The organism is Acidovorax sp. GBBC 1281, assembly GCF_028473645.1.
Lineage (GTDB): Bacteria > Pseudomonadota > Gammaproteobacteria > Burkholderiales > Burkholderiaceae_C > Paracidovorax.
The window spans coordinates 3594430-3616555 of the sequence record NZ_CP097269.1; the positions used below are offsets into that span (position 1 = coordinate 3594430).

Below are 22126 nucleotides of genomic sequence, written 5' to 3' on the forward strand. Positions count from 1 at the left end.
AATGAAACACTGGACCACCCGCATCGCGTTGGCCCTCGGGCTGTCGGCAGGCAGCGTGCTGCCGGTGTTTTCGCAGGATGCCCGCCTGCGGTCCTCTCCCGTGGTGCCCAACCGGGAGCAATCTGCCGCCACCGCGCTCAGCGAGGAGCAGCAGGCCCGCACCTGGGGTCTTGGCGTGGAGGACTGGGCGCGTTTTCGGGAGGTGATGCAAGGCCCGCTGGGCACCTACTCTCCGCACCTGGACCCCCTGTCGGCGCTCGGCATCGAGGCCCGCTCGGAAGAAGAGCGCCGCCGCTATGCCGAGTTGCAGGTCGAGGCGGAAGCGCGCCGCGTGGAGAAGATGCTGGTCTATCAGCGCGCCTACGATGCCGCCTGGCAGCGCCGGCATCCCGGGGCGCAGCGGGTCAGCCTGCCCGGTGCCAACACCCATCCCGGCACATCAGGCGCTGCGGCCCGCCTGGCGGTTTTCGTCAAGGGCGATTGCGCGCCCTGCTTGCCTCTGGTGCAGCAACTGCAATCGGCCGGGACGCCCTTCGACCTCTACATGGTGGGAAGCCGGGCCGAGGACGGCCGCATCCGCGAATGGGCCCGCCAGGCCCGCATCGATCCGGGCAAGGTCCGCTCCGGCACGATCACCCTCAATCACGATACGGGCCGCTGGCTGTCGCTGGGACTGCCGGGCGATCTGCCCGCCGTCGTGCGACAGGTGGACGGCCAATGGCAGCGCCAATGAACCGGCTCGCTACCATGGTGATCCTGCTCGCCAGTTGGGGGGCTGCCAGTGCTGCGGCGCAGGCGCAGGAGATGCCGCCTCCCGCCTACCAGATCGCCGCCCGGCGCGCCGACATTCCCTCCGCGGTCCTGTACGCGGTCGCGTTGCAGGAAAGCGGGTGGCAACGCGGCGGACGGGTGGTGCCCTGGCCCTGGACCCTGAACGTGGCGGGCGACGCCCGGCGGTTCCACAATCGCGGCGACGCCTGCGCCGGTCTTCAAAGGGCGCTGCGGGAGGTGCCGTCCACGCGCGTGGACGCGGGCCTGGGGCAGATCAACCTCGGCTACCAGAAGCACCGCTACGACCGGCCCTGCGATCTGCTCGACCCCTACCGCAATCTGGCGATCGCCGCCGAGATCCTGCGCGAGCAATACGACCCCGGCGAGGACTGGCTGATGGCGATGGGCCGCTATCACCGCCCGGCCGGTGGTGCGCCTGCCGCCCGCTACCGCCGAAGCGTCGGCCAGCACCTGGCGCGCGTCCTGGGTCCCTCCCAAGCCCAGGCGGCCCTGGCGGGCTGGCACCACGGCGCGCGATGGCAGGAAAGGACGCCCCGATGATCCGCCGCCACGGCTCCCGCATCCAGCATCTGGTCAACGTGTCGGGTGGCAAGGACAGCACTGCCACCTACCTGCTGGCGCTCGAATCGGGCCGCGCGTTTCGCGCCGTGTTCGCCGACACGGGCAACGAGCATGAGTGGACCTACGCATTCATCCAGCAACTCGCTGCGCGCACGGGTGGCCCGGAAATCGAGATCGTGCGCGCCGACTTCACGGCGCAACTGGCACGGCACCGCGCGTTCGTGCTGCGGGAATGGCCCCGCATGGGCGTGGCCGATCACATCGTCCGGGAAGCCGCGGCATTGCATGAGCCCACCGGCATCCCGTTTCTCGACCTTTGCATCTCCAAAGGACGGTTTCCGAGCCGGATGGCGCAGTTCTGCACCTTCGAGCTGAAAGCGCAGCCCATCACTGTGCAGGTGGTGTTTCCCATGCTGCGCAACGGCCCGGTCCTGCAGTGGCTGGGCATCCGCGCACAGGAGAGCGCCCACCGGGCCCAGCAACCGCGCTGGAACCGCCATGAGACCGGATGCATGGTGTGGCGCCCGATTTTCCGTTGGTCGGTCGATGACGTGTGGGCGCTGCACCGCCGCCACGGGCTGGAGCCCAACCCGCTCTACGCCCACGGCATGGGTCGTGTGGGCTGCATGCCCTGCGTCAACTGCCGCAAGGGCGAGCTTCGATCCATTGCCGAGCGGTTTCCAGCACAAATCGACCGCATCGAGCGATGGGAGGCCATCGTGGCCGCAGCGAACAAGCGCCGGGCCGCGACGTTTTTCCCCGCCGTGAAAGACCCCATGGACGTGGAGCGGCCCGGCACCTACGCCGGCATCCGCACCGTGGTGGAGTGGAGCCGCACCAGCCGTGGCGGTCGGCAGTACGACATGTTCTTCGATGACCAGGGCGGGGGCGGCTGCCAATCCGATCTGGCGCTTTGCGAGCGCAGCGACCCATGAACGCGACTAGGAGCCTCCGATGAAACACTCATACACCGCCCGGTCGGGACTGGCCTGTCTGTTGTGCTGCAGTCCGTGGACCGTCCTGGCCCAGTCCCCTTTGACCGTGGTGGAGGACCGGGGCGGCGCTTCGGCCCTGCCCTACTACGAAGCATTGAGCCCGCCGCCCAAGCAGCAGGCTTCGCCTTCACCATCCAGCGCGGCCGTGCCCGCCGCACCGGCCCGGCTGTTTTCCGAAGCCGACATGCTGCCGGTGCGTTCGCAGCGCCTGTCGCCGGGCACCGAGCCACGCCGTGTGATCCAGGCGCCGGGGCTCATGCCGATGTTCGTGATCGGCGACGACGACCGCTCGCGGGCCTGGCTGGCCGAACGCGGCGCAACCCTGCGCGAGATGAATGCGACGGGTCTGGTGGTCAACGTCGAATCGGCGTGGGCCCTGGCCGCTTTGCGTCGGGAGGCCCACGGTCTGACGCTTTCCCCCGCATCCGGGGACGATCTTGCCGGGCGTCTCGGCCTGCGCCACTATCCCGTGCTGATCACCCCGACCGGCATCGAGCAGTGAGGCCGTCGCCATGGCCCAGCCCCATGCGGTGGAAGTCCTGCTCCGGCCCGCCGTGGAGCTCTACACCGTCGCGGTCTGCGCGGGAACCGCGCTGCTGTGCGCGATGGCCCCCTGGGCAATGGCCCTGAGCCCGCGGCTGGGCGCTGGTTCCGCGATGGCCTTTCTCGCCTTCGGGGCGATCCGCCTGCGCGACGCCCTGGCGATCCTGCGCTACCGCCGCAACATCCGCCGCCTTCCCCGCTACGTCATGACCAGCCGTGCGGTTCCGGTGAGTTCGCAGCGGCTCTTCATCGGCCGGGGGTTTCGCTGGGACCAGCGGCACACCCACCGCCTGATGCAGACCTATAGGCCGGAGTTTCGCCGCTACGTCGAGCCCACGGCCCTGTACCGCCTGGGCCGGCGTGTGGAGGCGCGCCTGGAATTCGCGCCGTTTCCGCTGTCGGCCATCGGACGCCTGACCGCATGGGATCACCCGCTCAATCCCGCGCGCCCGTTGCCGCCCGTGGGCGGCATGCCGCGCTTGCACGGGATCGAGCCGCAGGAAACCGACGTGACCCTGCCCCTGGGTGAACGGGTCGGCCATTCGCTGGTGCTGGGCACCACGCGGGTCGGCAAGACGCGCCTGGCCGAACTGTTCATCACGCAGGACATTCGCCGGCGCAATGCCCACGGAGATTTCGAGGTCGTCATCGTCTTCGATCCCAAGGGCGATGCCGATCTGCTCAAGCGCATGTATGTCGAGGCCCAACGCGCAGGCCGCGAGGCCGAGTTCTATGTGTTCCATCTCGGCTGGCCCGACATCAGCGCGCGCTATAACGCCGTGGGCCGCTTCGGGCGGATCTCGGAGGTGGCGACCCGCATCGCCGGGCAGTTGTCCGGCGAGGGCAACAGCGCTGCCTTCCGCGAATTCGCCTGGCGGTTCGTCAACATCATCGCGCGTGCGCTGGTGGAGTTGGGCCAGCGCCCCGACTACCTGCTGATCCAGCGGCATGTCGTGAACATCGATGCGCTGTTCATCGAGTATGCCCAGCACTACTTCGCCCGGAACGAGCCGAAGGCCTGGGAAATCATCGTCCAGCTCGAAGCGAAGTTGAACGAGAAGAACATCCCGCGCAACATGATCGGTCGGGAAAAACGTGTCGTGGCGCTGGAGCAGTACCTGTCCCAGGTGCGGACCTACGACCCGGTACTCGACGGCCTGCGCAGCGCCGTGCGCTACGACCGCACGTATTTCGACAAGATCGTGGCCAGCCTGCTGCCGCTGCTGGAAAAACTCACCACCGGCAAGATCGCGCAGTTGCTGGCACCCGACTATTCGGACCTGGCCGACCCGCGGCCGATCTTCGACTGGATGCAGATCATCCGCAAGCGCGCCGTGGTCTATGTGGGCCTGGATGCACTGTCCGATGCGGAGGTCGCCGCCGCCGTCGGCAATTCGATGTTCTCCGACCTGGTGTCGGTCGCAGGGCATCTGTACAAGTTCGGCGTGGACGATGGACTGCCCGGTGCATCCGCGAACGCGAAGATTCCGATCAACGTGCATGCGGACGAGTTCAACGAACTCATGGGCGACGAGTTCATCCCGATGGTCAACAAGGGTGGTGGTGCGGGCATCCAGGTCACCGCCTACACGCAGACGCTCTCCGACATCGAGGCACGCATCGGCAACAGTGCCAAGGCCGGCCAGGTGGTGGGCAACTTCAACAACCTGTTCATGCTGCGGGTGCGCGAGACGGCCACCGCCGAACTGCTCACGAAGCAGTTGCCCAAGGTGGAGGTTTACGCCACGTCCGTCATGAGCGGTGCCACGGACAGCTCAGACATCCATGGCAAGACGGCGTTCACCAGCAACACGCAGGACCGTATCACCACCTCCAGCGTGCCGCTGATCGAGCCGGCGCATGTGGTCGGCCTCCCGAAGGGCCAGGCTTTTGCGTTGCTGGAAGGTGGCAATCTCTGGAAGATCCGCATGCCGTTGCCAGCGCCCGATCCCGACGAAGCGATGCCCAAGGACCTCCAGCAACTGGCCGGATACATGCGCCAGCACTACGTGGAGGCCGGCGACTGGTGGGAACACCAGGGATTTGCAGGATTGCAGGACACGCCCCTGCCCGCCGATCTGCTGGACGGCTTTCGCCACATGGCCGCGGACGAGGCACAAGAGAGCGTGGCGGCACCATGAGCGATCCGGCCGCGACCGCCCGGCGCCAGCAGGACCAGCAGCAAGGATTGGTCGCCCAGATCATCACGCTGCCGTTTCGCTTCGTCGGGGTCCTCTGCGGCTCGCTGCTGCTGTGCATCGCCATCGAATGCGTCGGCATGCACCTGTTCTGGCCGGAAGAAGGCTGGCGGCACGCATCGAACATGCTGAACGACGAACTGGCCCAGTTGTCGGGGCATTTCACGCGCAGCGCGCTGGTGGAGGAACCGGGACGCACGGGCCGATGGCTGGTCGAGCAGGGCTACGAATGGACCTTCGTGCGAAGCGGTCTGGTGGACTGGATGCGCGATGCGTCGGCGCAGGCCAGCGCGCCCAGCCGCGGCAGCCATCGGGATTTCCGCTTCTACATCAGCCAGGTGTATGTCTGGACGGAGCGCTATTTGATTGCCAGCGGTTTCATGCTGCTGGTGTTCATCGTTCGACTGCTCGTCCTGGTGCTCAGCCTGCCGCTCTTTCTGATGGCGGCCTTCGTCGGGCTGGTGGATGGCTTGGTGCGCCGCGATATCCGGCGCTTCGGTGCAGGCCGGGAGTCCGGTTTTGTCTATCACCGGGCGAAGGCTGCGGTGATGCCGCTCGCCGTATGGCCATGGGTGGTCTATCTGGCCTTGCCCGTGAGCGTCAGCCCGCTGCTGATCCTGCTGCCCAGCGCGATGCTGTTGGGATTGGCGGTAAACATCGCGGTGGGCAGCTTCAAGAAATATCTATAGATAGCTGCGTAGCTATAACCGCACCGATCTGTTAAGCGATACGCACCGTCAGGAAAAATACGGACGCAATCTAACGGCTATTTCTTCTGTCGCAGTCAATGGTAATTCAGGAACCTTCCCCCAATCTGTTCCACCCTCTTCAAGGGTACCAGCTACGTGAAAATGCACATGCCCGATGGATTGGCTGGCTGAGGTGCCATTATTCTGCCAGACGGAGATTCCGGACGGCTTGTATTCCTTTTCAATAGCCTTGGCGACGTCACGCACGCCAATGGACAACCTTGCCGCCTCCTGATCCGAAATATCCAACAAAGTCTCAACATGCCGGGTTGGAATCACCAAGAGGTGAGGCTCTCCCCGTTGTTCTCTTGTGACCATAATGGCGATGTCTGCGTCCCTAAACACAAACGTGAAAGGTCTTTTTTCATTCAGATAGTCGCAAAACGCGCAAGATTTTTGCTCTGGCGTAACGATACTATTTTGCTTTTTCACGATGGCCTCAACGAAGACAGGAAAGACTGCAGTTCCATTCGGTCGAGCCGATCATAGTCGGCCGGTTGCACCACAATTCGCAACTCATCGGACACCTTATGTTTGCGCGACGCAAACATGAAAGACAAAGCGATTATTCGTATTGCATCCTGAGCGGGCAACAGGGAGGACATTCTTGCTTGACCACCACCAATAACGGGCACCGATATAGAAGAATGATTGCCATGGACTGATTGTGCAGTCCAAAGCGAAGACAAGCTTTTCCATACGGCATCAACCGTTCCGAACGCCTCATTGCGTTTATTCATTTCGCAATAAGCCACAAAAAATACCAGGCGTGGATCATGGCGAACTACCGCTACCGTACCCAATTCGTACCTTTTGGTTTTTCCTTCTTTTTCTATTTCTCCCACCGGCGTCTCGCCGATCAAGGCTTCGTCAAGGAGTCTGTCGATCTGCTTCGTATCGCCGCCGTACAAGCTGCTGATAGTCTGACCCAGCAGGCTGTTTCGCGATATTATCTTTGGAGTTTCCGTATCGAACGTATCGCAAACTCCCACGACAAGATGCCCGTCCTGCTTGAGAATATCGCCTTTGATGATTTTTATTTTTGTCTTTGGAGCACTAAATTCCATTTCGATTGGACGAGGCCAGGACTTAAACACCCCAGAAATAACAGAAACGGCTGCAATGATGGCAAGAGGCCCTCTTCCCCGAAAAACCGAAGCAAGAGAAGGATCGATTATCAACAAAAACTGCATTACCGCCGACAGGAACCCACCAAATGCCAGGGAGTATAGAAGCAGATATCGCCAAAAGCGTAGGGTTTTAAGATCGGAAATTATATTCACTTAAATCCCCAGCTTGCTGTATATCTCTTTTTCGTAAAAGTGAGGCCCCTTTTTTGCAGAGGCAGCAAATGCGACAGCATAGTTATCCAAAGCAAATTTTATGATGGCAGGCTGCAACGACACCGACAACGTGTAGTAGCTGGCATCCAGTAGTGGCGCAGGAATAAATCCCCTATCTATCGTTCGATCACCGTCTTTATTCGCAACTACGATCGGGAGATTGAACTCCATGATTACTTCAATTTCGTGCGCCAAAAATGAGTACCCGTCGCCGCCTTTTCTTTTGGCATCAGCGCTCCCGATCAAAACAATTTGCTTGGCATTCTTCAGTCTTTCACGAAGATTTTTTTTGATCGTTTCTCGCGAACTGGTGTCGCGCGAAATAAAAAGATCATGGGCATCGTAAAAATCAAAATCTATTTTCTCGTTTTCCCGCCAAGCCTCCATCAATCGATAGAGATGGATATCCTCGCTAGCGAAAGCAACGTAAGTTTTATTCCTATAACTCATATACCCCCCATAATATTTAGTCGTTACATCGAATTAGACTCGCAGCCTACGCGAGTCGAGCAACGTCGATATTAAGCCATTACTTGTAACATCAGCAACTGCTTTGTGGGCCATGACGCAGCGGGCAGGTCACTCTGACTTGGCAGCAGCGTCGGCAAAGAGGAAACGACGCCCATGAGAATCGACAACAGAAGCATGACTACGTTGCCGCTCCACAAAGTGGTGACAACACATTCCCGATAGATCGCGGACTTTTCCCCCACCACGCCGCAGCATCCAGCCATTCGCATCAGACGGGATGGCACGATGGATCGAACCCACAGATCGACGCTGGCATGGCGACCCGCTTTCGCGGCGGTCCTGTTCGCCAGCCTGGTGCCCACGGCACACCAAGCCGCCGCAACCGATGACGCGGAGATCGAACGCGAGCGCCTCGCCGCCATCGTTCGCCAGTTGGACCTGATCGATCGCCTCGTCGGTCAATCCGCCACCGCCGCGCCCGACGTTCCTGCCCGATACCACTTCGACTACCCGCGCCTGAATGCCGATCTGCAGCGCGTGCGCGCCGGCATCCGCGATTACCTCAGCCCGCAGCGGGCCCAGCCGCGCGACCCGGCCGCGCTCTCCGGCGACTACCGCCAGGACGCCGGGCAGGAGCGCGAGCGATGACGGCCCAGCAACTGTCCGCATTCCAGGCCAATGGCGGCTTCGACGCCTCCGCATCCCTCGGCCTGCTGGTCGGGGCCGTGTTCGCCATCCTGCTGCTGTGGGGCGTGTGGGCATTGCGCACGGCCTATGTCGGTTGGTCGGAGCAACGAATTTCCCAGCGTCAGTTCCTCGGTGTCGCGATGCGTTTCGTCGCGATGTACCTCGTGCTGACTTTCTTCCTTCTCTCTTGACGCAAAGGCAGGACACCATGCATCCGGTCCCCTCCCATCGTTCCCTCCTCCGCTGGCCCGTGCGACTTTCGGCGCGGGCCAGTATTCCCGCGTTGCTGCTGTCGTCATTCGCGCAGGCCCAGGGGTTGCCCACGCTGGAGGACCCCACCCGCGGCGCGGGTAGCGGCATCATGGAAACGCTGCGCAACTACGCCTACGACATCGTGATGCTGGTGGCGCTGCTCGTCGTGGCCTCCATGTTCATCGGTGTCTGCTACCACGCCTACGGCACCTACGCCGAGATCCACAACGGCCGCAAGACCTGGGGCCAGTTCGGATTGAGCGTGGCGGTCGGAGCGGTGCTTTTGGTGGTGGGCATCTGGCTGCTCACCAAGGCCACCGGGATTCTGTGAGGGCATGGGCATGGCCGAGTACGATGTCCGGCCCGATGGCACGGTCGCATTCCTCCCGCACCGGCTCAACCGCCATCCCGTGGTGGTCCGGGGCCTCACGGCGGACGAGCTGTGGGTCTGCGCCGGACTGTCGGGGGCGGCGGGGTTTGCGATGGGGGTACCGCTGGCCATCCTCGCCGCCTCGATCGCCGTCGTGCCCACCGCCATCGTGCTGGCCATCGCGGTCGGCGTGTTCGTCGGCGGCGGTGTCCTGCGTCGTCACAAGCGCGGTCGGCCCGATACCTGGCTGTACCGGCAGATGCAGTGGTGGATCGCACGCCACCAGCCGGCGCTGGCCTGGCTGTTCGGGGGAGATGGCCTGGTGGTCCGCTCGGGCTGGTGGTGCACCCGGAGGACCACGACGTGAGCCGGTTCAAGAACGAAATCACGCAGTTGCGCGCGCACATCCAGACCCTGCGCCTGGGCGCTTTCGCGCTGCTGCTCATCGCTCTGGTGATGGGCGCGGGCTGGTGGAGCTCGCCGCGCAACCTGACCATCCATGTGCCACCGGACCTCCGGTCGGGCAGCACCCGCAAATGGTGGGAGGTTCCCCCGGAGAGCGTGTACGCGTTCACGTTCTACATCTGGCAGCAGCTCCAGCGCTGGCCGACCAATGGCGACGAGGACTATGCGCGCAACATCCGTGCGCTGTCGCCCTACCTCACGCCGGCCTGCCAGGACTTCCTTTTGCACGACTACGAACTGCGCCGCGCGGCGGGCGAGTTGCGCCAGCGCGTGCGCGGCATCTACGAGATTCCGGGGCGTGGCTATGGCAGCGATCCCGCGCTGCGCGTCAAAACCGTGTCCGAACGGGACTGGCTCGTCACGCTGGATGTGACCGCCGACGAGTATTTCGGGGCGGAACAGGTCAAGCGCGCGCTGGTGCGCTACCCGCTCAAGGTCGCGCGCTCGGACATCGATCCCGAACGCAACCCGTTCGGGCTGGCGCTGGATTGCTACAGCACACCGCCACAACGCATCGCCACGCCCGAACCTGCGCCCGCCCCTGGCCGGCCCTCGGGGGTGCTCGGTGGCGCCTTGGGAGAGACACCATGAAACACACCCGTTGGTCCATCGGCCTGCTGCTGACCGCGGCCTACCTGGCCACCCCGGCGCAGGCGCTGGAAATCCTGCGCTGGGAGCGGCTTCCCCTGGCGGTGCCGCTGCATGTCGATCAGGAGCGTGTCGTCTTCATCGACCGCAATGTCCGCGTGGGCGTGCCGGCATCGCTGGAAGGACGGTTGCGGGTGCAAAGCGCGGGCGGCGCGATCTATCTGCGTGCCAGCGAACCGATCGAACCCACCCGGCTGCAATTGCAGGACGCCGATACCGGCGCGCTCATCCTGCTGGATGTCGCCGCCGAAACGGCCCGTTCCGGCCAGCCGGCCTTGGAGCCGGTCCGCATCGTCGAGGCCGATGCCGCCGCCGTGCGCTACGGCGATGCAAAACCCGCGGCAACCATCGAGGATGCCGCCGAAGGGCCGGGATCATCGCCCCGCACGCCGCGCGAGACGCCGATCCCCGTCGTTCTGACCCGGTTCGCCGCGCAGAACCTCTATGCCCCCTTGCGCACCGTCGAGCCCTTGAGCGGCATCACGCGCGTGAACCTCCCGCGCCACCTGGCGCTGGAGACCCTCTTGCCGACCGTCCCGGCGCGGGCGCGGGCCCTGGCGGCCTGGCGGCTCGATGACCTGTGGGTCACGGCGGTGCAACTGAGCAATGGCTCCCCGGGCACGTTCAGCCTGGACCCGCGGGACTTGGTGGGCGACTTCGTGACGGCCACCTTTCAGCACGGGACATTGGGGCCCGCCGGCCAGCCGGACGACACCTCGGTCGTCTATCTGGTGACGAAGGGGCATGGCCTCGCGCAATCGCTGCTGCCCGCCATCGGCCGGATCGATGCCGCCGTCAACCTTCCGAAACCGGCCCAGCGCCCGCAGGGAGCCTCCCATGAAAAGTAATGGCCTGCTCAAGTGGTTGATGGTCCCGCTGGCGCTGGCGCTGGTGCTGGTGTTCGCGGGCATCCAGCTGTTCTCCGGCGGCAGCGCGTCGTCGCCCCGCCCGCCCGGCACCCGGCTGACCGCCGAGGAGGCCAAGACCCTGGGCATCGATGCCGACACCCCGCGCGACACCGTGGCGACCCTGGTCGGCCAGGTCAAGCAATTGCGCACCGAACTGCAGGGTGCCCTGGCGGACAACAAGACCCAGCAGGCCGAGAACGAGCGGCTGCGCCAGCGCGAGGGCGCGATCGACCGGCGCATCCAGAGCGCGCTGGACGCCGAGCGCAACCAGTTGCGCACCGACCGCGATCAGGTCGCAGGCGAGCGCCAGCAGGCGCAAGGCCTGCTGCAGGAGGTGCAGCGCCAGATCGAGGGGCTGGCCGGAAAAAACGGCGATGCCGACCTGCCGGTCGGTCTCGGGCTGGAGCCCGATGCCAAGGGTGCGCCCGGCGCGCAAGGCATGCGCTGGATCGAACCCGACGATGCGCGCCGCGACAAAAAGAGCGGCGTGTCCGATCAAAATTTCAGTTTCCCCACCCGGTTCGGGATGGACAAGGCCAACGGGGCGTCCGCCGATCACACCACGGACCCTGCCGGGCAGACGCGAGAAGTCTCCACCGCCAAGCCGGTCTATACCGTGCCTACCAACGCCACCCTGATGGGCTCCATCGCGATGACCGCGTTGATCGGGCGTGTGCCGGTGGATGGCACCGTCAACGACCCCTATCCGTTCAAGGTGCTGATCGGGCCGGACAACCTGACGGCCAACGGCATCGACATTCCCGAAGTGGCAGGGGCCGTGGTGAGCGGCACGGCCTCCGGCGATTGGACCCTTTCATGCGTGCGCGGCCAGATCCGCTCGGTCACCTTCGTCTTCGCCGATGGCACCATCCGCACCGTGCCGCAGGATCGCGGGCGCGGGTCGGGCCATGGGCAGCAGAGCGGCACGGGTGAAGGGAATGGCAATGCCGACAGCAATGGGGCGCGGGAAGGCCTGGGCTGGATCAGCGATCCCTACGGCATCCCCTGCGTCAGCGGCGAACGGCGCAGCAATGCACAGCAGTATCTGGGGACGCAATCGCTCATCACCGCAGCGGGGGCCGGTGTCGCCTCCTTGATCAAATCCGACAAGGGCAGTGTCGCGGTCGTCGCCAACAACAACGGCTCGCTGGGCACGGTCGGCATCTCCGGCAACGAGGCGATGGGCCGCATCCTCGCCGGCGGCGTGCAGGACATGTCGCAGTGGGTGAACAAGCTCTACGGCCAGGCGTTCGCCGCCGTCTATGTCCGGCCCGGCGCGAAGGTGGCCGTGCACCTCGAACAACCCCTCACCATCGACTACGACCCGAAGGGCCGCAAGGTCGATCATCGCCTCGGAGGAGCCTTGCATGCGCAGGACCTGGATTAACGGCATGGCGGCGCTGTTCGCCGCCCTCGCGCTGGCGGGCTGCTCGACCAGCAAGGAAAAACTCCTTCCCCACGACGACCAGACCATGCTCGACGTCTGGAACGCGGAAACCGGCGGCAGCGCGGGCGCAGGCCGACAGGCCGGGCAACTGCTCGACGCCCGGCAGTCGCTGCGCCGCCCGCTCACCGAGGCAGACGTGAAGGCAGCGCCCGCGGGCCAGGCGAGCTACACCCGCACGGCGCGCAACGAGATCGACCGGCAGTTCCACCGCCTGCCCAATCCCGACCTGGCGATGTACGTGTTCCCCCATCTGGCGGGCACCGATCCCGTGCCGATTCCGGGCTACACCACCGTGTTCCCGCTGTACCAGCGGGTGCAGTACGCGATGCCCGGAGAACGGACCGAGGACTACTGATGCGGTGGCCCTTCCAGCGCCATCGCAACGCCGCACCCGACGCTGGCGCGGACGCGCCGCCGCCCGATGCCTGGGAGCGACACGTCGCTGCGTTGGCGGCGCAAGGCATCGCCGAACCGGGCAAGCCACGGGGCCGGGCAACGCGCCCTGCGACGGTCGCCGACGAGCAGGCGCTCTACGACGTGACCCCATCGTTTGCCGACATGCTGCCCTGGGCCGAGTACCTACCCGACTCCCGATGCATGCTGCTGGAGGATGGCACCTCGGTGGCCGCATTCTTCGAGTTGCAGCCGATCGGCACGGAAGGCCGCGAGGCCGACTGGCTGATGCAGGCGCGCGATGCCGTGGAAAACGCGCTTCAGGACAGTTTCGATGAACTCGACGAATCGCCGTGGGTGGTGCAGTTCTACGTGCAGGACGAGGCGGACTGGAACCACTACCTGCAGACCTTGGAGAACTACGTGCAGCCGCGTGCGCAGGGGACTGCCTTCAGCGCGTTCTACCTGCGGTTCCTGGCCCATCATCTGCGGGCGGTGGCCAAGCCGGGCGGCTTGTTCGAGGACCACACGGTCACGCGCCTGCCCTGGCGCGGGCAGACCCGCCGCGTGCGCCTCGTCGCCTATCGGCGTGTCCACCAGACCGCGGCCCGCAGGGGCCAGTCACCGGAGCAGGCGCTGAACGTGATCTGCGAGCGATTGGTCGGTGGCCTGGCCAATGCCGGCGTGCAATCGCGCCGCCTGGCCGCTGCGGACATCCATGCATGGCTGCTGCGCTGGTTCAACCCTTGCCCGCCCCTGCTGGGGCCGAGCGCCGAGGACCGCGAGCGCTTTTACCGCTTGGCGGCCTATCCCGAATCCACCGATCCCGGCGAGATCGAGATGGCGAGCGGCACGGATTTCGCGCAACGCCTCTTCTTCGGCCAGCCGCGATCGGATGCCGACAACGGTCTTTGGTATTTCGACGCAATGCCGCACCGGACCATCGTGCTGGACCGGCTTCGCCTGCCGCCCGCGACGGGCCACGTCACCGGGGAGACCCGCAAGGGCGGCGATGCCATCAACGCGCTGATGGACCAGATGCCTGAGGACACCGTGATGTGCCTGACGCTGGTCGTGACGCCGCAGGACATTCTGGAATCCCATCTCAACCAGATTGCCCGCAAGGCGGTCGGCGAGACGCTGGCGTCGGAGCAGACGCTCAAGGACGTGCGGCAGGCGCGCGGCCTGATCGGCAGCTCGCACAAGCTCTACCGGGCCTCCATGGCGTTTTACCTTCGGGGACGCGATGTGGCCGAACTCGACGCGCGCGGGGTGCACCTGGGCAACGTGCTGCTCAACGCGGGCCTGCAGCCGGTGCGCGAAGAGGACGAGGTGGCACCGCTCAACAGCTATCTGCGCTGGCTGCCGTGCGTCTATGACCCCGCCAAGGACCAGCGCCAGTGGTACACGCAGCTGATGTTCGCACAGCATGCGGCGAACCTGGCACCCGTGTGGGGCCGCAGCCATGGAACGGGCCACCCCGGCATCACCTTCTTCAATCGTGGCGGCGGGACCGTGACGTTCGATCCGTTGAATCGCCTGGATCGGCAGATGAACGCCCACCTGTTCCTGTTCGGGCCGACCGGCTCGGGCAAGAGCGCCACGCTGAACAACATCCTCAACCAGGTCACCGCGATCTACCGGCCACGGCTGTTCATCGTGGAAGCGGGCAACAGCTTCGGCCTGTTCGGCGACTTCGCCAAGCGGCTCGGGTTGACGGTGCATCGCGTCAAGCTGTCTCCGGGCTTGGGCGTGAGCCTGGCTCCGTTTGCCGATGCCTGGCGCCTGGTCGATACACCCAGCCAGGTGCAGACCCTGGACGCCGATGCACTGGACGAGGACAGGGAAGAATGGGGCCATGCCGCCGATCACGAAGAACAACGTGACGTCCTGGGCGAACTGGAGATCACCGCCCGACTGATGATCACGGGGGGCGAAGACAAGGAGGAGGCCCGCATGACGCGCGCCGACCGCAGCCTGATCCGCCAATGCATTCTGGATGCGGCGCAGCGCTGCACCAGTGAGCGGCGCACCGTGCTGACGCGCGACGTGCGCGATGCGCTGCGAGAGCGTAGCCGTGACAGCACCTTGCCGGAAAGCCGACGATCGCGATTGCTGGAGATGGCCGATGCCATGGACATGTTCTGCCAGGGCGTGGATGGCGAAATGTTCGACCGCCCAGGCACGCCCTGGCCCGAGGCCGACATCACCATCGTGGACCTCGCCACCTTCGCCCGCGAAGGCTACAACGCACAGCTGTCGATCGCCTACATCTCGCTCATCAACACCGTCAACAACATCGCCGAGCGCGACCAGTTCCTGGGCCGGCCGATCATCAACGTGACCGACGAGGGACACGTCATCACCAAGAACCCGCTGCTGGCACCCTATGTGGTGAAGATCACCAAGATGTGGCGCAAGCTCGGCGCCTGGTACTGGCTGGCGACGCAAAACCTGGACGATCTTCCCAAGGCGGCAGAACCGATGCTCAACATGATCGAGTGGTGGATCTGCCTGTCCATGCCGCCCGACGAGGTGGAGAAGATTGCACGGTTTCGGGAGTTGAACGCCTCCCAGAAGGCCCTGATGCTGTCGGCGCGCAAGGAGGCGGGCAAGTTCACCGAGGGCGTGATGCTGTCCAAATCGATGGAGTTGCTGTTCCGCGCCGTGCCGCCCAGCCTGTACCTCGCCTTGGCGATGACCGAGCCGGAGGAAAAAGCCGAACGCTTCCAACTGATGCAGGAGTTCGGTATCAGCGAGCTGGAGGCCGCCTTCAAAGTGGCTGAGAAGATCGACCGCGCGCGCGGAATCGAACCTTTGGCGTTCGATGCGCTGGACTGAAACTGGCGGATGGCAGAGCCCATGCAGAGCGCCCCGACAAGGCGCACCGCCGCACTCAACGTCCCGCCCGATCGACCACCGACATCGGGTCAATTGTGGCAATACATATCAAACTGGCGCAATAGTTACGCTTCGACGCATTTAGACAGGTCTGGCGCAAGGGGGAAATGGCTCGATATTCCATCTGTCGGGATATGATCGCGGCCATTTCAATGTAACGGCCCGATACAAGGGCCTGCAAAACATGACCCGCCGCGTCACGATCCAAACGCCCCTGGGAGAGCAACTGCAGTTCCGGCAGTTGCAGGGCAAGGAAGCCATCAGCCAGTTGTTCTGCCTCGACCTGGACCTGCTCTGCGACAGCAAAAGCATCGACCCGAAGGCGCTGCTGGGCAAGAACGCCACGGTCGTGATGGAAACGCAAGGCGGCGGCCGGCGCTACCTGGACGGCATCGTCACCCGCTTCGGCATGCAGGGCGAGGACCACCGGTATTACTCTTACCGCCTGCGCCTGCAGCCCTGGCTGTGGCTCGCCACCCGCAAGACCGATTTCAAAATATTCCAGAACAAGACCGCGCCGGAGATCGTCGAAGAGGTCTTGGGCAAATACGGCTACCCCCTGCAAAAGAAGCTCACCCGCAGCTACCGCAGCTGGGACTATTGCGTGCAATACGGCGAGAGCGATTGCGACTTCGTGTCCCGGCTGCTGGAGCACGAAGGGGCGTACTACTACTTCGAGCATGCGGCCGGCCAGCACACCCTGATCCTGGCCGACGACATCGTCGCCTCGCACAGCCCGCTGCCAGGGGCCGCCGTCATCCCCTTCTACCCGCCAGAAAAAGCCGCCGTTGCCGACAAAGAGAACATCCACGCCTGGGAACTGCACCAAGCAATCCACTCCGGGCGGCACTACAACGACGACTACGACTTCCAGAAACCGCGCGCCGACCTGTCCAACATGCGCCAGACCCCGCCGGGGCACGCGCACGACGCCCACGAAGTCTACGAATGGCCGGGCGGCTACACCCAGTTCGGCGATGGCGAAGCCTATGCCCGCGTGCGCCTGCAATCGAGCCTCACCGGCCAAAGCACCGTCAAAGGCCAGTCGCGCCACCGGGCGCTCGCCCCCGGCTACACCTTCACGCTGGAGAACTACCCGCGGGAAGACCAGAACCAGCAGTACCTGCTGACCGGCATCGAATACCACTTCAAGGAAAACCCCCGGGTCAGCGCCGCCGCGCCCGGCCCCAAGGGCACGCCGCAGGAAGAAGGGTCCTTCCAGAAGTTCACCCTGCAAGCCCAGCCCACCAGCTTGCCCTACACGCCTGAGCGCACCACGCGCAAGCCGCGCACCACCGGCCCGCAGACCGCCGTGGTGGTGGGCCCGCCCGGCGAGGAGATCTGGCCCGACCAGTACGGACGCGTCAAGGTGCAGTTCCACTGGGACCGCATCGGGGCGATGAACGAGAACTCCAGTTGCTGGGTGCGGGTATCGAGCAGCTGGGCAGGCTCGGGCTTCGGGGCCGTCTTCATTCCGCGGATCAACCAAGAAGTCGTCGTAGATTTTTTGAATGGTGATCCGGACTATCCCATCATCACCGGCTGCGTCTATAACGCCGACAACATGCCGCCGTGGGCGCTGCCGGGCAACGCCACGCAATCGGGCATCAAGACCAAATCCAGCAAGGGCGGAGCCTTCGGGGCGGGCATGAAAGATGGGGCGGGCGATGCCAACGCCATCCGCTTCGAGGACAAGGCCGGGGCCGAGCAGCTGTGGCTGCATGCGCAGAAGGACCAGCTCACCGAGGTCGAGAACGACGAGGACAAGTGGGTCGGCAACGACCGCCGCAAGACCGTGGACCGGGACGAGACCAACGTCATCCACCGCGACCGCACCGAGACGGTGGACCGGAATGAGGACATCACGGTCCACAACAACCGCACGGAGCGGGTGGACCATGACGAGCGGATCAGCATCGGGGACAACCGCCGCGAGGACGTCGGTATCGACGAGACGGTGAGCATCGGCAAGAACCGGACAAAAACCATCGGTCGCAATGAGAAGGACAAGATCGGCAACAACTGGTCGATCAAGGTCGGCAAGTTCAAGACCGAGACCGTGGGCCTTGCCTACCTGCAAAACGTCGGGCTGGCCAAGATGATGAACATCGGCGCAGCCTACAACGTGAACGTGGGCGCGGCCATGATCGTCAACGTGGGCCTGACGCAGAGTACCAACGTGCTGCTGAGCCGTTCCGTGACCGTGGGGCAGAGCGAAACCAGCAAGGTTGGTAAAGACCGCACCGACAGCACCACGGAAAACTACACCGAAACCGTGGGCAAGAATTCAGAAACCACGGTCGGCGAGGTGCGCACGCTATCGGTCGGCAAGGAAATGTCCGTGACCGTGGGCGACGCCATCGAGATCAAATGCGGCAAGGCCGTGCTGCGCATGACCAGCGACGGCACCGTGCAGATCAACGGGCAGACCATCAACGTGGCCGGTAGCTCCAGCGTCACCGTCGCGTCGCCGAACACCAACGTCAACCCCACGTAACCGGAGCCACGCCATGGCCATCGTGCAACCCATTGCGCCTCCCACCACGCCATCCCCGGGCGATTCCCCCGATCCTGCGGGCACCGTGCACCTGTGGCAAGCCACCGTGTCATCCGCCACTGCGCAGCAGGACACCTACACCGTGGTGCTGGGGACCGAAACCCTGGAGGCGCGCGTGGGGGTCATGCTGCCGCTGCTGGTGCCCGGCGACGAAGTGCTGCTGACGCGCACCGGCGAGGGCCGTGCCGTCATCACTGCCGTTCTCAGCCCCTCAGCGGCGGTGCCTTGGGACGACCGGCCCATCCGGCTGCAGTCGCACCAGTCGATCACGCTCGCTGCTGGCTCCGCGACACTGCGTCTCACCGCCGAGGGCCTGACCCGCATCGTCGCCCTCACCATCGAGCACGACGCGCGCGATCTCGTGGACATCGACGCCGCCGAAGTCCGGATCAACTGATCCGCTGGCTCCTCAAAGATGGATTTGCACCCCGTCCGCCCGTCCCTGCTCTCCCTGCGGCAGCGCATGCCGCCACGTCAATGCGAAGTGGCCATGCTCGGGCTCGATGGTCACGGTGTCGAAATGCGGGGACGCGGTATGGCTCTTGCCGCCCGCCGTCCAGGAAACGCAAGGCCGGATGTCGGGCAGGGTGATCTGCGACGGCCCCTGGGCACTCAAGTGGACCCACTGGATCGATGTGCCGGGTTTCACCTGCTCGAAAGAAAACTGCATCCTAGGATGCGCGCAGTTCCAGGCCGCCGGGTCGAACGATTGCGGCATCCGCCCCACGATGCCCGGCACCTGCCACTCCGCCGGTCCATAGCTGCCCAGCAGCTTGCGCCGCGGGAGCCAGGTGCGGCCGAAGCAGCCGAACCCGGCCGGCACCGGCGTGTCGCCGGAAGCGCGGATCAACTGATCCGGCCATTCGAGCCGTGGCAGCGGCCAACCATCGGGCGGCAGGCCTGCACTGAAGCCCAGGCCTGTCGGATTGCCCGGTGCGAAGGCCTGCGCATCGGCCGGGTCCTGACCGCCGTAGGCCAGGTGATAGGCCACGGGCACGCGCAGCGCGGGTGCCTGTTCGACCGCCACCGGGAACAACCCCAGCCGCTTGCGCCACACGCGCTCGCCAAAGACGCGCACCGTGCGCGACTCGCGGCCGATCTGGAGACCGGCATCGAACGACGCCACGGGCTTGCCGCCGGGCGCGTAGGCCACGGCGTTGACGATGACATCCACCCGGGGCTTGAACGGCACCAAATCGCTCTCGAAGCGCACCACGCTTTCCATGCCCGGCGCATCAAAGAATTGATCGCCCCGCAGGATCGGCAACCCCTTGCTCTGCGTCACCAACCGCGACCGGAAATCCAGCGTGGCCTTGACCACCACGATCCTCTGCAACCCGCCATCCACCCCATAACCGGGCAGGATTTCTGCGGCAAAAGGCGTCAAATTCTCCAGCATCGTATGCCTCCCTACTGTTTTTGGCCTGATCCCAACCTTGCGTGCGAAGGCCGTCCATGAGTGTCGTCCCACTTCCCCTCGCCCGTGCCATCGACATCCCCGTCCTGCGCACGCTGCCCCTGCGCATGGCGCGTTCGCTGGTGACGCAGTATTGGCGCCGCGCCCACATGCTCACCGTGCCGGCGCATCGGCTGCAGGCCCTGGCGGTCTTCGATGAAGGCATCGTCCAGAGCCTGGCCTCCCTCAAGCTGCACCTGGCGAACGCCCCGGCGATGGAGGCGGATTTTCATGCAGAAATCGCCGCCGCAGGGCACGAATTGCAGCAGGAAGGTCCCGCCGTTTTCGCCCACGCATGCATCGAAGTCCTCAAGCTCCAATTGGGCCGGCCCGGCGACGTGGCGCCCGCCCTCTGGAACGACCACCTGCAGACCCACCCGTCCGCCGTGTTCAACGCGCTGCGCTTTTGCTTCGATGAAGCCGTGGGCGCCTACCTTGCTCCGCGCGCAGCACAAGCAGTGGCGCAAAACCACCCATCGTTGGTGCGGCTGCTCATGCGCCTGGCCATCGCGCGGCCAGGCGTCTGTGACGCCTACGCACAGGCCCTGCATGCCATGGCGGGACCGATGCCAGGCGGGATGCCTGCCCTGTGCCAGTGGCGCTGCCTGGGCCAGGGCGACGAAGCCAAGGCACTGCAAGCGCTGGAGACATCGAGCGATGCAGACGCCGCCCTTGTGGCACTGGCCCTCATGGGCAGTTCCCAGCAGATCGCCAGCGCCAAGGCCCTGCTGGCACGCGCGCCCGATTCCAGCATCGCCCTGGGGCTGTGCGCGGCAGGCGCAGGCCACGACCTCGCCGTTGCCTTGCGGGCGGGGCGCTTTCCCGCGATGGCCTGGAGCCAGCAGATCTATGCCGCCGCCCTGGTCGGCGACGGCCCCCTGCTGCGGCACCTGGCGACGCACACGCCGTGGGACGACGAGTTGGCATGCCGGGCATTGGCCGACAGCGTGGCGTTGCTGACCAGCGTCCCCTCCGATGGTCTGTTCGACCGCACGCGCCCTGCCGGTGAACGCGCCCAATGGGTGGACAGCACCCTGGCGGCCCTGCCTGCCACGGGCCCCGCGTTGCGGCTCGGCCTGCCACGCCAGGCGGTTGTCCTGGGGGACGCCGCTACCCGAGTGGGGGCACCGTTGCGGCAACTGCTGTACGTCGAACAAGCATCGCGCATGGGCGGCGTGCTCTGGATCGAGGCCGACGACCTCGCCAGTGTGCAGGCGCTCGCGCTCACCACCGCGTCCGTCTTCGAGCGGGCCGTCATCACCGGGACCGCGCCATGACCCCCTTGACCATCGCCGCTGCGGGGGCGTGCACGCCCATCGGCACGCGTGCCTGGCAGACCGGCAGCGCCGTGGCCAGCCGCTTCGCGGCCTTCACCCGCCAGCCCATCAAGGGCCACATCGATCACCAGGCCACGGTGTCGCGCGTGCAGGCCATCGCGCCCGACTGCACCGGCGTCGATCGATTGGTCCGGCTGGCAGCACCCGCGTTGCATGAAGCGCTGCAAGGGCCCACCACCGCATCCACCGCGGCATGGCCGCTGGTCCGGCCGATCCCGGTCTTCATCGCGCTTCCCGAGCCACTGCCCGAACTGCGTGGCCTCATCGATGCCCAGCGGTTCGCGTTGGAGTTGCCGCGTGCGCTCGACGTGGCCCCCGAATTCCTGCCGTTGATGCTGTACACGGGCGGGTCGGTGGGCGGGGCAGATGCGCTGGCTGCGGCATACCGCTTCCTGCACGAACATCCCGCCGTGCCCGAGGTCGTATTCGGTGGCGTGGACAGCCTGGTCGACCCGGCCGTCGTGGACTGCCTCTATGAACGGCGCTGGCTCAAGGTCAACGGCCACACCGAGGGCTTCATCGCTTCGGAAGGGGCCGCTTTCGTGCGGCTGGCGCGCAAGCCTTGTGCGGCGAACTACGTCACCGTGTTTCCGCCGGGCTTCGGGCAGGAAGCCGCGCCGCGCGTGGGCAGTGAAGCCATCCTGGGCGGCGCGGGCCTCATCGACGCTGCCATCCAGGCCCTGAAGGCCGCGACCCTGCCGGCGGAGGCACTGCATTCGTACTGGAGCGACACGGACGGCAGCCCTTGGCGCGGTAGCGAACTCACTAACCTGAGTGCGGCCCTCGCCGCGCAACACGGCCATCCTGCGATGCAGGAACCCGCCGCCTTCCTGGGCGAGATGGGCGCCGCCTGGGCGCCGCTGCTTCTGTGCCTGCTGCATGAAATGCGCCAGGACTTGCATCACCCGCACATGCCCGTGGCACTGAGCGGCCACGCCGGCCTGCAAAGCGTGACCGGCCTGTCCACGCGAACGGCCGCCTGGGTCGCCACCTGGAACCACACCCACGCACCGATGCCATCCCCATCCACCCGCAACCGCGAAGCTGCTTGAC

The 22126-nt window shown here is 65.2% G+C and carries 23 protein-coding genes; 19 read left to right on the forward strand and 4 right to left on the reverse strand.

Going from position 1 to position 22126, the window contains the following annotated elements; all coding sequences use genetic code 11:
- Position 1 precedes the first annotated feature (1 nt).
- Genes M5C96_RS16800 through M5C96_RS16825 form a run of 6 tightly spaced genes read left to right on the forward strand, consistent with a single transcriptional unit; the run spans position 2 to position 5778 of the window.
- The gene (locus M5C96_RS16800; RefSeq protein ID WP_272564256.1) at positions 2–733 is read left to right on the forward strand and encodes a TIGR03759 family integrating conjugative element protein; all 732 of its coding nucleotides are present in this window, start codon (positions 2–4) and stop codon (positions 731–733) included.
- Positions 718–1332 carry a transglycosylase SLT domain-containing protein gene (locus M5C96_RS16805; protein ID WP_442867319.1) on the forward strand — a complete coding sequence of 205 codons (615 nt, stop codon included), beginning with the start codon at positions 718–720 and terminating at the stop codon, positions 1330–1332. The genes M5C96_RS16800 and M5C96_RS16805 overlap by 16 nt, the downstream gene beginning before the upstream one ends.
- Entirely contained in the window at positions 1329–2288 is a 960-nt protein-coding gene (locus M5C96_RS16810; RefSeq protein WP_272564258.1) for a phosphoadenosine phosphosulfate reductase family protein, read from the forward strand. Before M5C96_RS16805 ends, M5C96_RS16810 begins: the two co-directional genes overlap by 4 nt.
- Before the next feature lie 19 nt (positions 2289–2307).
- Positions 2308–2850 carry an integrating conjugative element protein gene (locus tag M5C96_RS16815; protein WP_272564259.1) on the forward strand — a complete coding sequence of 181 codons (543 nt, stop codon included), beginning with the start codon at positions 2308–2310 and terminating at the stop codon, positions 2848–2850.
- A 10-nt stretch (positions 2851–2860) separates the two neighbouring features.
- Positions 2861–5032, forward strand: a complete 2172-nt coding sequence (gene traD, locus M5C96_RS16820) for a type IV conjugative transfer system coupling protein TraD (protein ID WP_272564260.1) — start codon at positions 2861–2863, stop codon at positions 5030–5032.
- Complete coding sequence (locus M5C96_RS16825; RefSeq protein ID WP_272564261.1) at positions 5029–5778, forward strand: TIGR03747 family integrating conjugative element membrane protein; 750 nt, start codon at positions 5029–5031, stop codon at positions 5776–5778. The genes traD and M5C96_RS16825 overlap by 4 nt, the downstream gene beginning before the upstream one ends.
- Positions 5779–5826: 48 nt before the next feature.
- On the opposite strand, the gene M5C96_RS16830 is transcribed toward M5C96_RS16825, so the two are convergent.
- From M5C96_RS16830 to M5C96_RS16840, 3 genes are read right to left on the reverse strand one after another with little or no spacing between them, the layout of a single operon-like run.
- Positions 5827–6270, reverse strand: a complete 444-nt coding sequence (locus M5C96_RS16830) for an HIT family protein (RefSeq protein ID WP_272564262.1) — start codon at positions 6268–6270, stop codon at positions 5827–5829.
- Positions 6267–7121 (reverse strand): macro domain-containing protein, encoded by an 855-nt coding sequence (locus tag M5C96_RS16835; protein ID WP_272564263.1) that lies wholly within the window; start codon positions 7119–7121, stop codon positions 6267–6269. The genes M5C96_RS16830 and M5C96_RS16835 overlap by 4 nt, the downstream gene beginning before the upstream one ends.
- Positions 7122–7631, reverse strand: a complete 510-nt coding sequence (locus tag M5C96_RS16840) for a TIR domain-containing protein (protein ID WP_272564265.1) — start codon at positions 7629–7631, stop codon at positions 7122–7124.
- Between the two features lie 306 nt (positions 7632–7937).
- Between M5C96_RS16840 and M5C96_RS16845 the strand changes: the two genes are divergently transcribed.
- The 11 genes from M5C96_RS16845 to M5C96_RS16895 all read left to right on the forward strand — a co-directional run bounded on the left by M5C96_RS16845 (position 7938) and on the right by M5C96_RS16895 (position 18677).
- Positions 7938–8300 (forward strand): integrative conjugative element protein, RAQPRD family, encoded by a 363-nt coding sequence (locus M5C96_RS16845; protein WP_272564266.1) that lies wholly within the window; start codon positions 7938–7940, stop codon positions 8298–8300.
- A complete protein-coding gene (locus M5C96_RS16850; protein WP_272548406.1) occupies positions 8297–8530 on the forward strand; it encodes a TIGR03758 family integrating conjugative element protein in 234 nt (77 codons plus the stop codon). Before M5C96_RS16845 ends, M5C96_RS16850 begins: the two co-directional genes overlap by 4 nt.
- Before the next feature lie 17 nt (positions 8531–8547).
- On the forward strand, positions 8548–8922 hold the full coding sequence (locus M5C96_RS16855) for a TIGR03745 family integrating conjugative element membrane protein (RefSeq protein WP_272564267.1): 375 nt from the start codon (positions 8548–8550) through the stop codon (positions 8920–8922).
- A gap of 10 nt (positions 8923–8932) precedes the next feature.
- On the forward strand, positions 8933–9328 hold the full coding sequence (locus tag M5C96_RS16860; protein WP_272564268.1) for a TIGR03750 family conjugal transfer protein: 396 nt from the start codon (positions 8933–8935) through the stop codon (positions 9326–9328).
- Entirely contained in the window at positions 9325–10017 is a 693-nt protein-coding gene (locus tag M5C96_RS16865; protein ID WP_272564269.1) for a PFL_4703 family integrating conjugative element protein, read from the forward strand. The genes M5C96_RS16860 and M5C96_RS16865 overlap by 4 nt, the downstream gene beginning before the upstream one ends.
- Positions 10014–10922 carry a TIGR03749 family integrating conjugative element protein gene (locus M5C96_RS16870; RefSeq protein ID WP_272564270.1) on the forward strand — a complete coding sequence of 303 codons (909 nt, stop codon included), beginning with the start codon at positions 10014–10016 and terminating at the stop codon, positions 10920–10922. The genes M5C96_RS16865 and M5C96_RS16870 overlap by 4 nt, the downstream gene beginning before the upstream one ends.
- Positions 10912–12369: a TIGR03752 family integrating conjugative element protein gene (locus M5C96_RS16875; RefSeq protein ID WP_272564271.1), complete on the forward strand. Its 1458-nt coding sequence runs from the start codon at positions 10912–10914 to the stop codon at positions 12367–12369. The genes M5C96_RS16870 and M5C96_RS16875 overlap by 11 nt, the downstream gene beginning before the upstream one ends.
- Positions 12350–12784 (forward strand): TIGR03751 family conjugal transfer lipoprotein, encoded by a 435-nt coding sequence (locus M5C96_RS16880; protein WP_272564273.1) that lies wholly within the window; start codon positions 12350–12352, stop codon positions 12782–12784. The genes M5C96_RS16875 and M5C96_RS16880 overlap by 20 nt, the downstream gene beginning before the upstream one ends.
- Positions 12784–15663 (forward strand): conjugative transfer ATPase, encoded by a 2880-nt coding sequence (locus M5C96_RS16885; RefSeq protein ID WP_272564274.1) that lies wholly within the window; start codon positions 12784–12786, stop codon positions 15661–15663. The genes M5C96_RS16880 and M5C96_RS16885 overlap by 1 nt, the downstream gene beginning before the upstream one ends.
- 244 nt (positions 15664–15907) lie before the next feature.
- Positions 15908–18220, forward strand: a complete 2313-nt coding sequence (locus M5C96_RS16890) for a type VI secretion system Vgr family protein (protein WP_272564275.1) — start codon at positions 15908–15910, stop codon at positions 18218–18220.
- Between the two features lie 13 nt (positions 18221–18233).
- Positions 18234–18677, forward strand: coding sequence for a hypothetical protein (locus M5C96_RS16895; RefSeq protein ID WP_272564276.1), 444 nt, complete (start codon positions 18234–18236; stop codon positions 18675–18677).
- A 12-nt stretch (positions 18678–18689) separates the two neighbouring features.
- On the opposite strand, the gene M5C96_RS16900 is transcribed toward M5C96_RS16895, so the two are convergent.
- Complete coding sequence (locus tag M5C96_RS16900) at positions 18690–19679, reverse strand: DUF2169 family type VI secretion system accessory protein (RefSeq protein WP_272564278.1); 990 nt, start codon at positions 19677–19679, stop codon at positions 18690–18692.
- Between the two features lie 56 nt (positions 19680–19735).
- Here M5C96_RS16900 and M5C96_RS16905 point away from each other — a divergent pair, with 56 nt between their 5' ends.
- Together M5C96_RS16905 and M5C96_RS16910 are read left to right on the forward strand one after the other, a co-directional pair.
- Positions 19736–21013: a hypothetical protein gene (locus M5C96_RS16905; protein ID WP_272564279.1), complete on the forward strand. Its 1278-nt coding sequence runs from the start codon at positions 19736–19738 to the stop codon at positions 21011–21013.
- Entirely contained in the window at positions 21010–22125 is a 1116-nt protein-coding gene (locus tag M5C96_RS16910; RefSeq protein WP_272564280.1) for a 3-oxoacyl-ACP synthase, read from the forward strand. The genes M5C96_RS16905 and M5C96_RS16910 overlap by 4 nt, the downstream gene beginning before the upstream one ends.
- Position 22126: the final 1 nt, after the last annotated feature.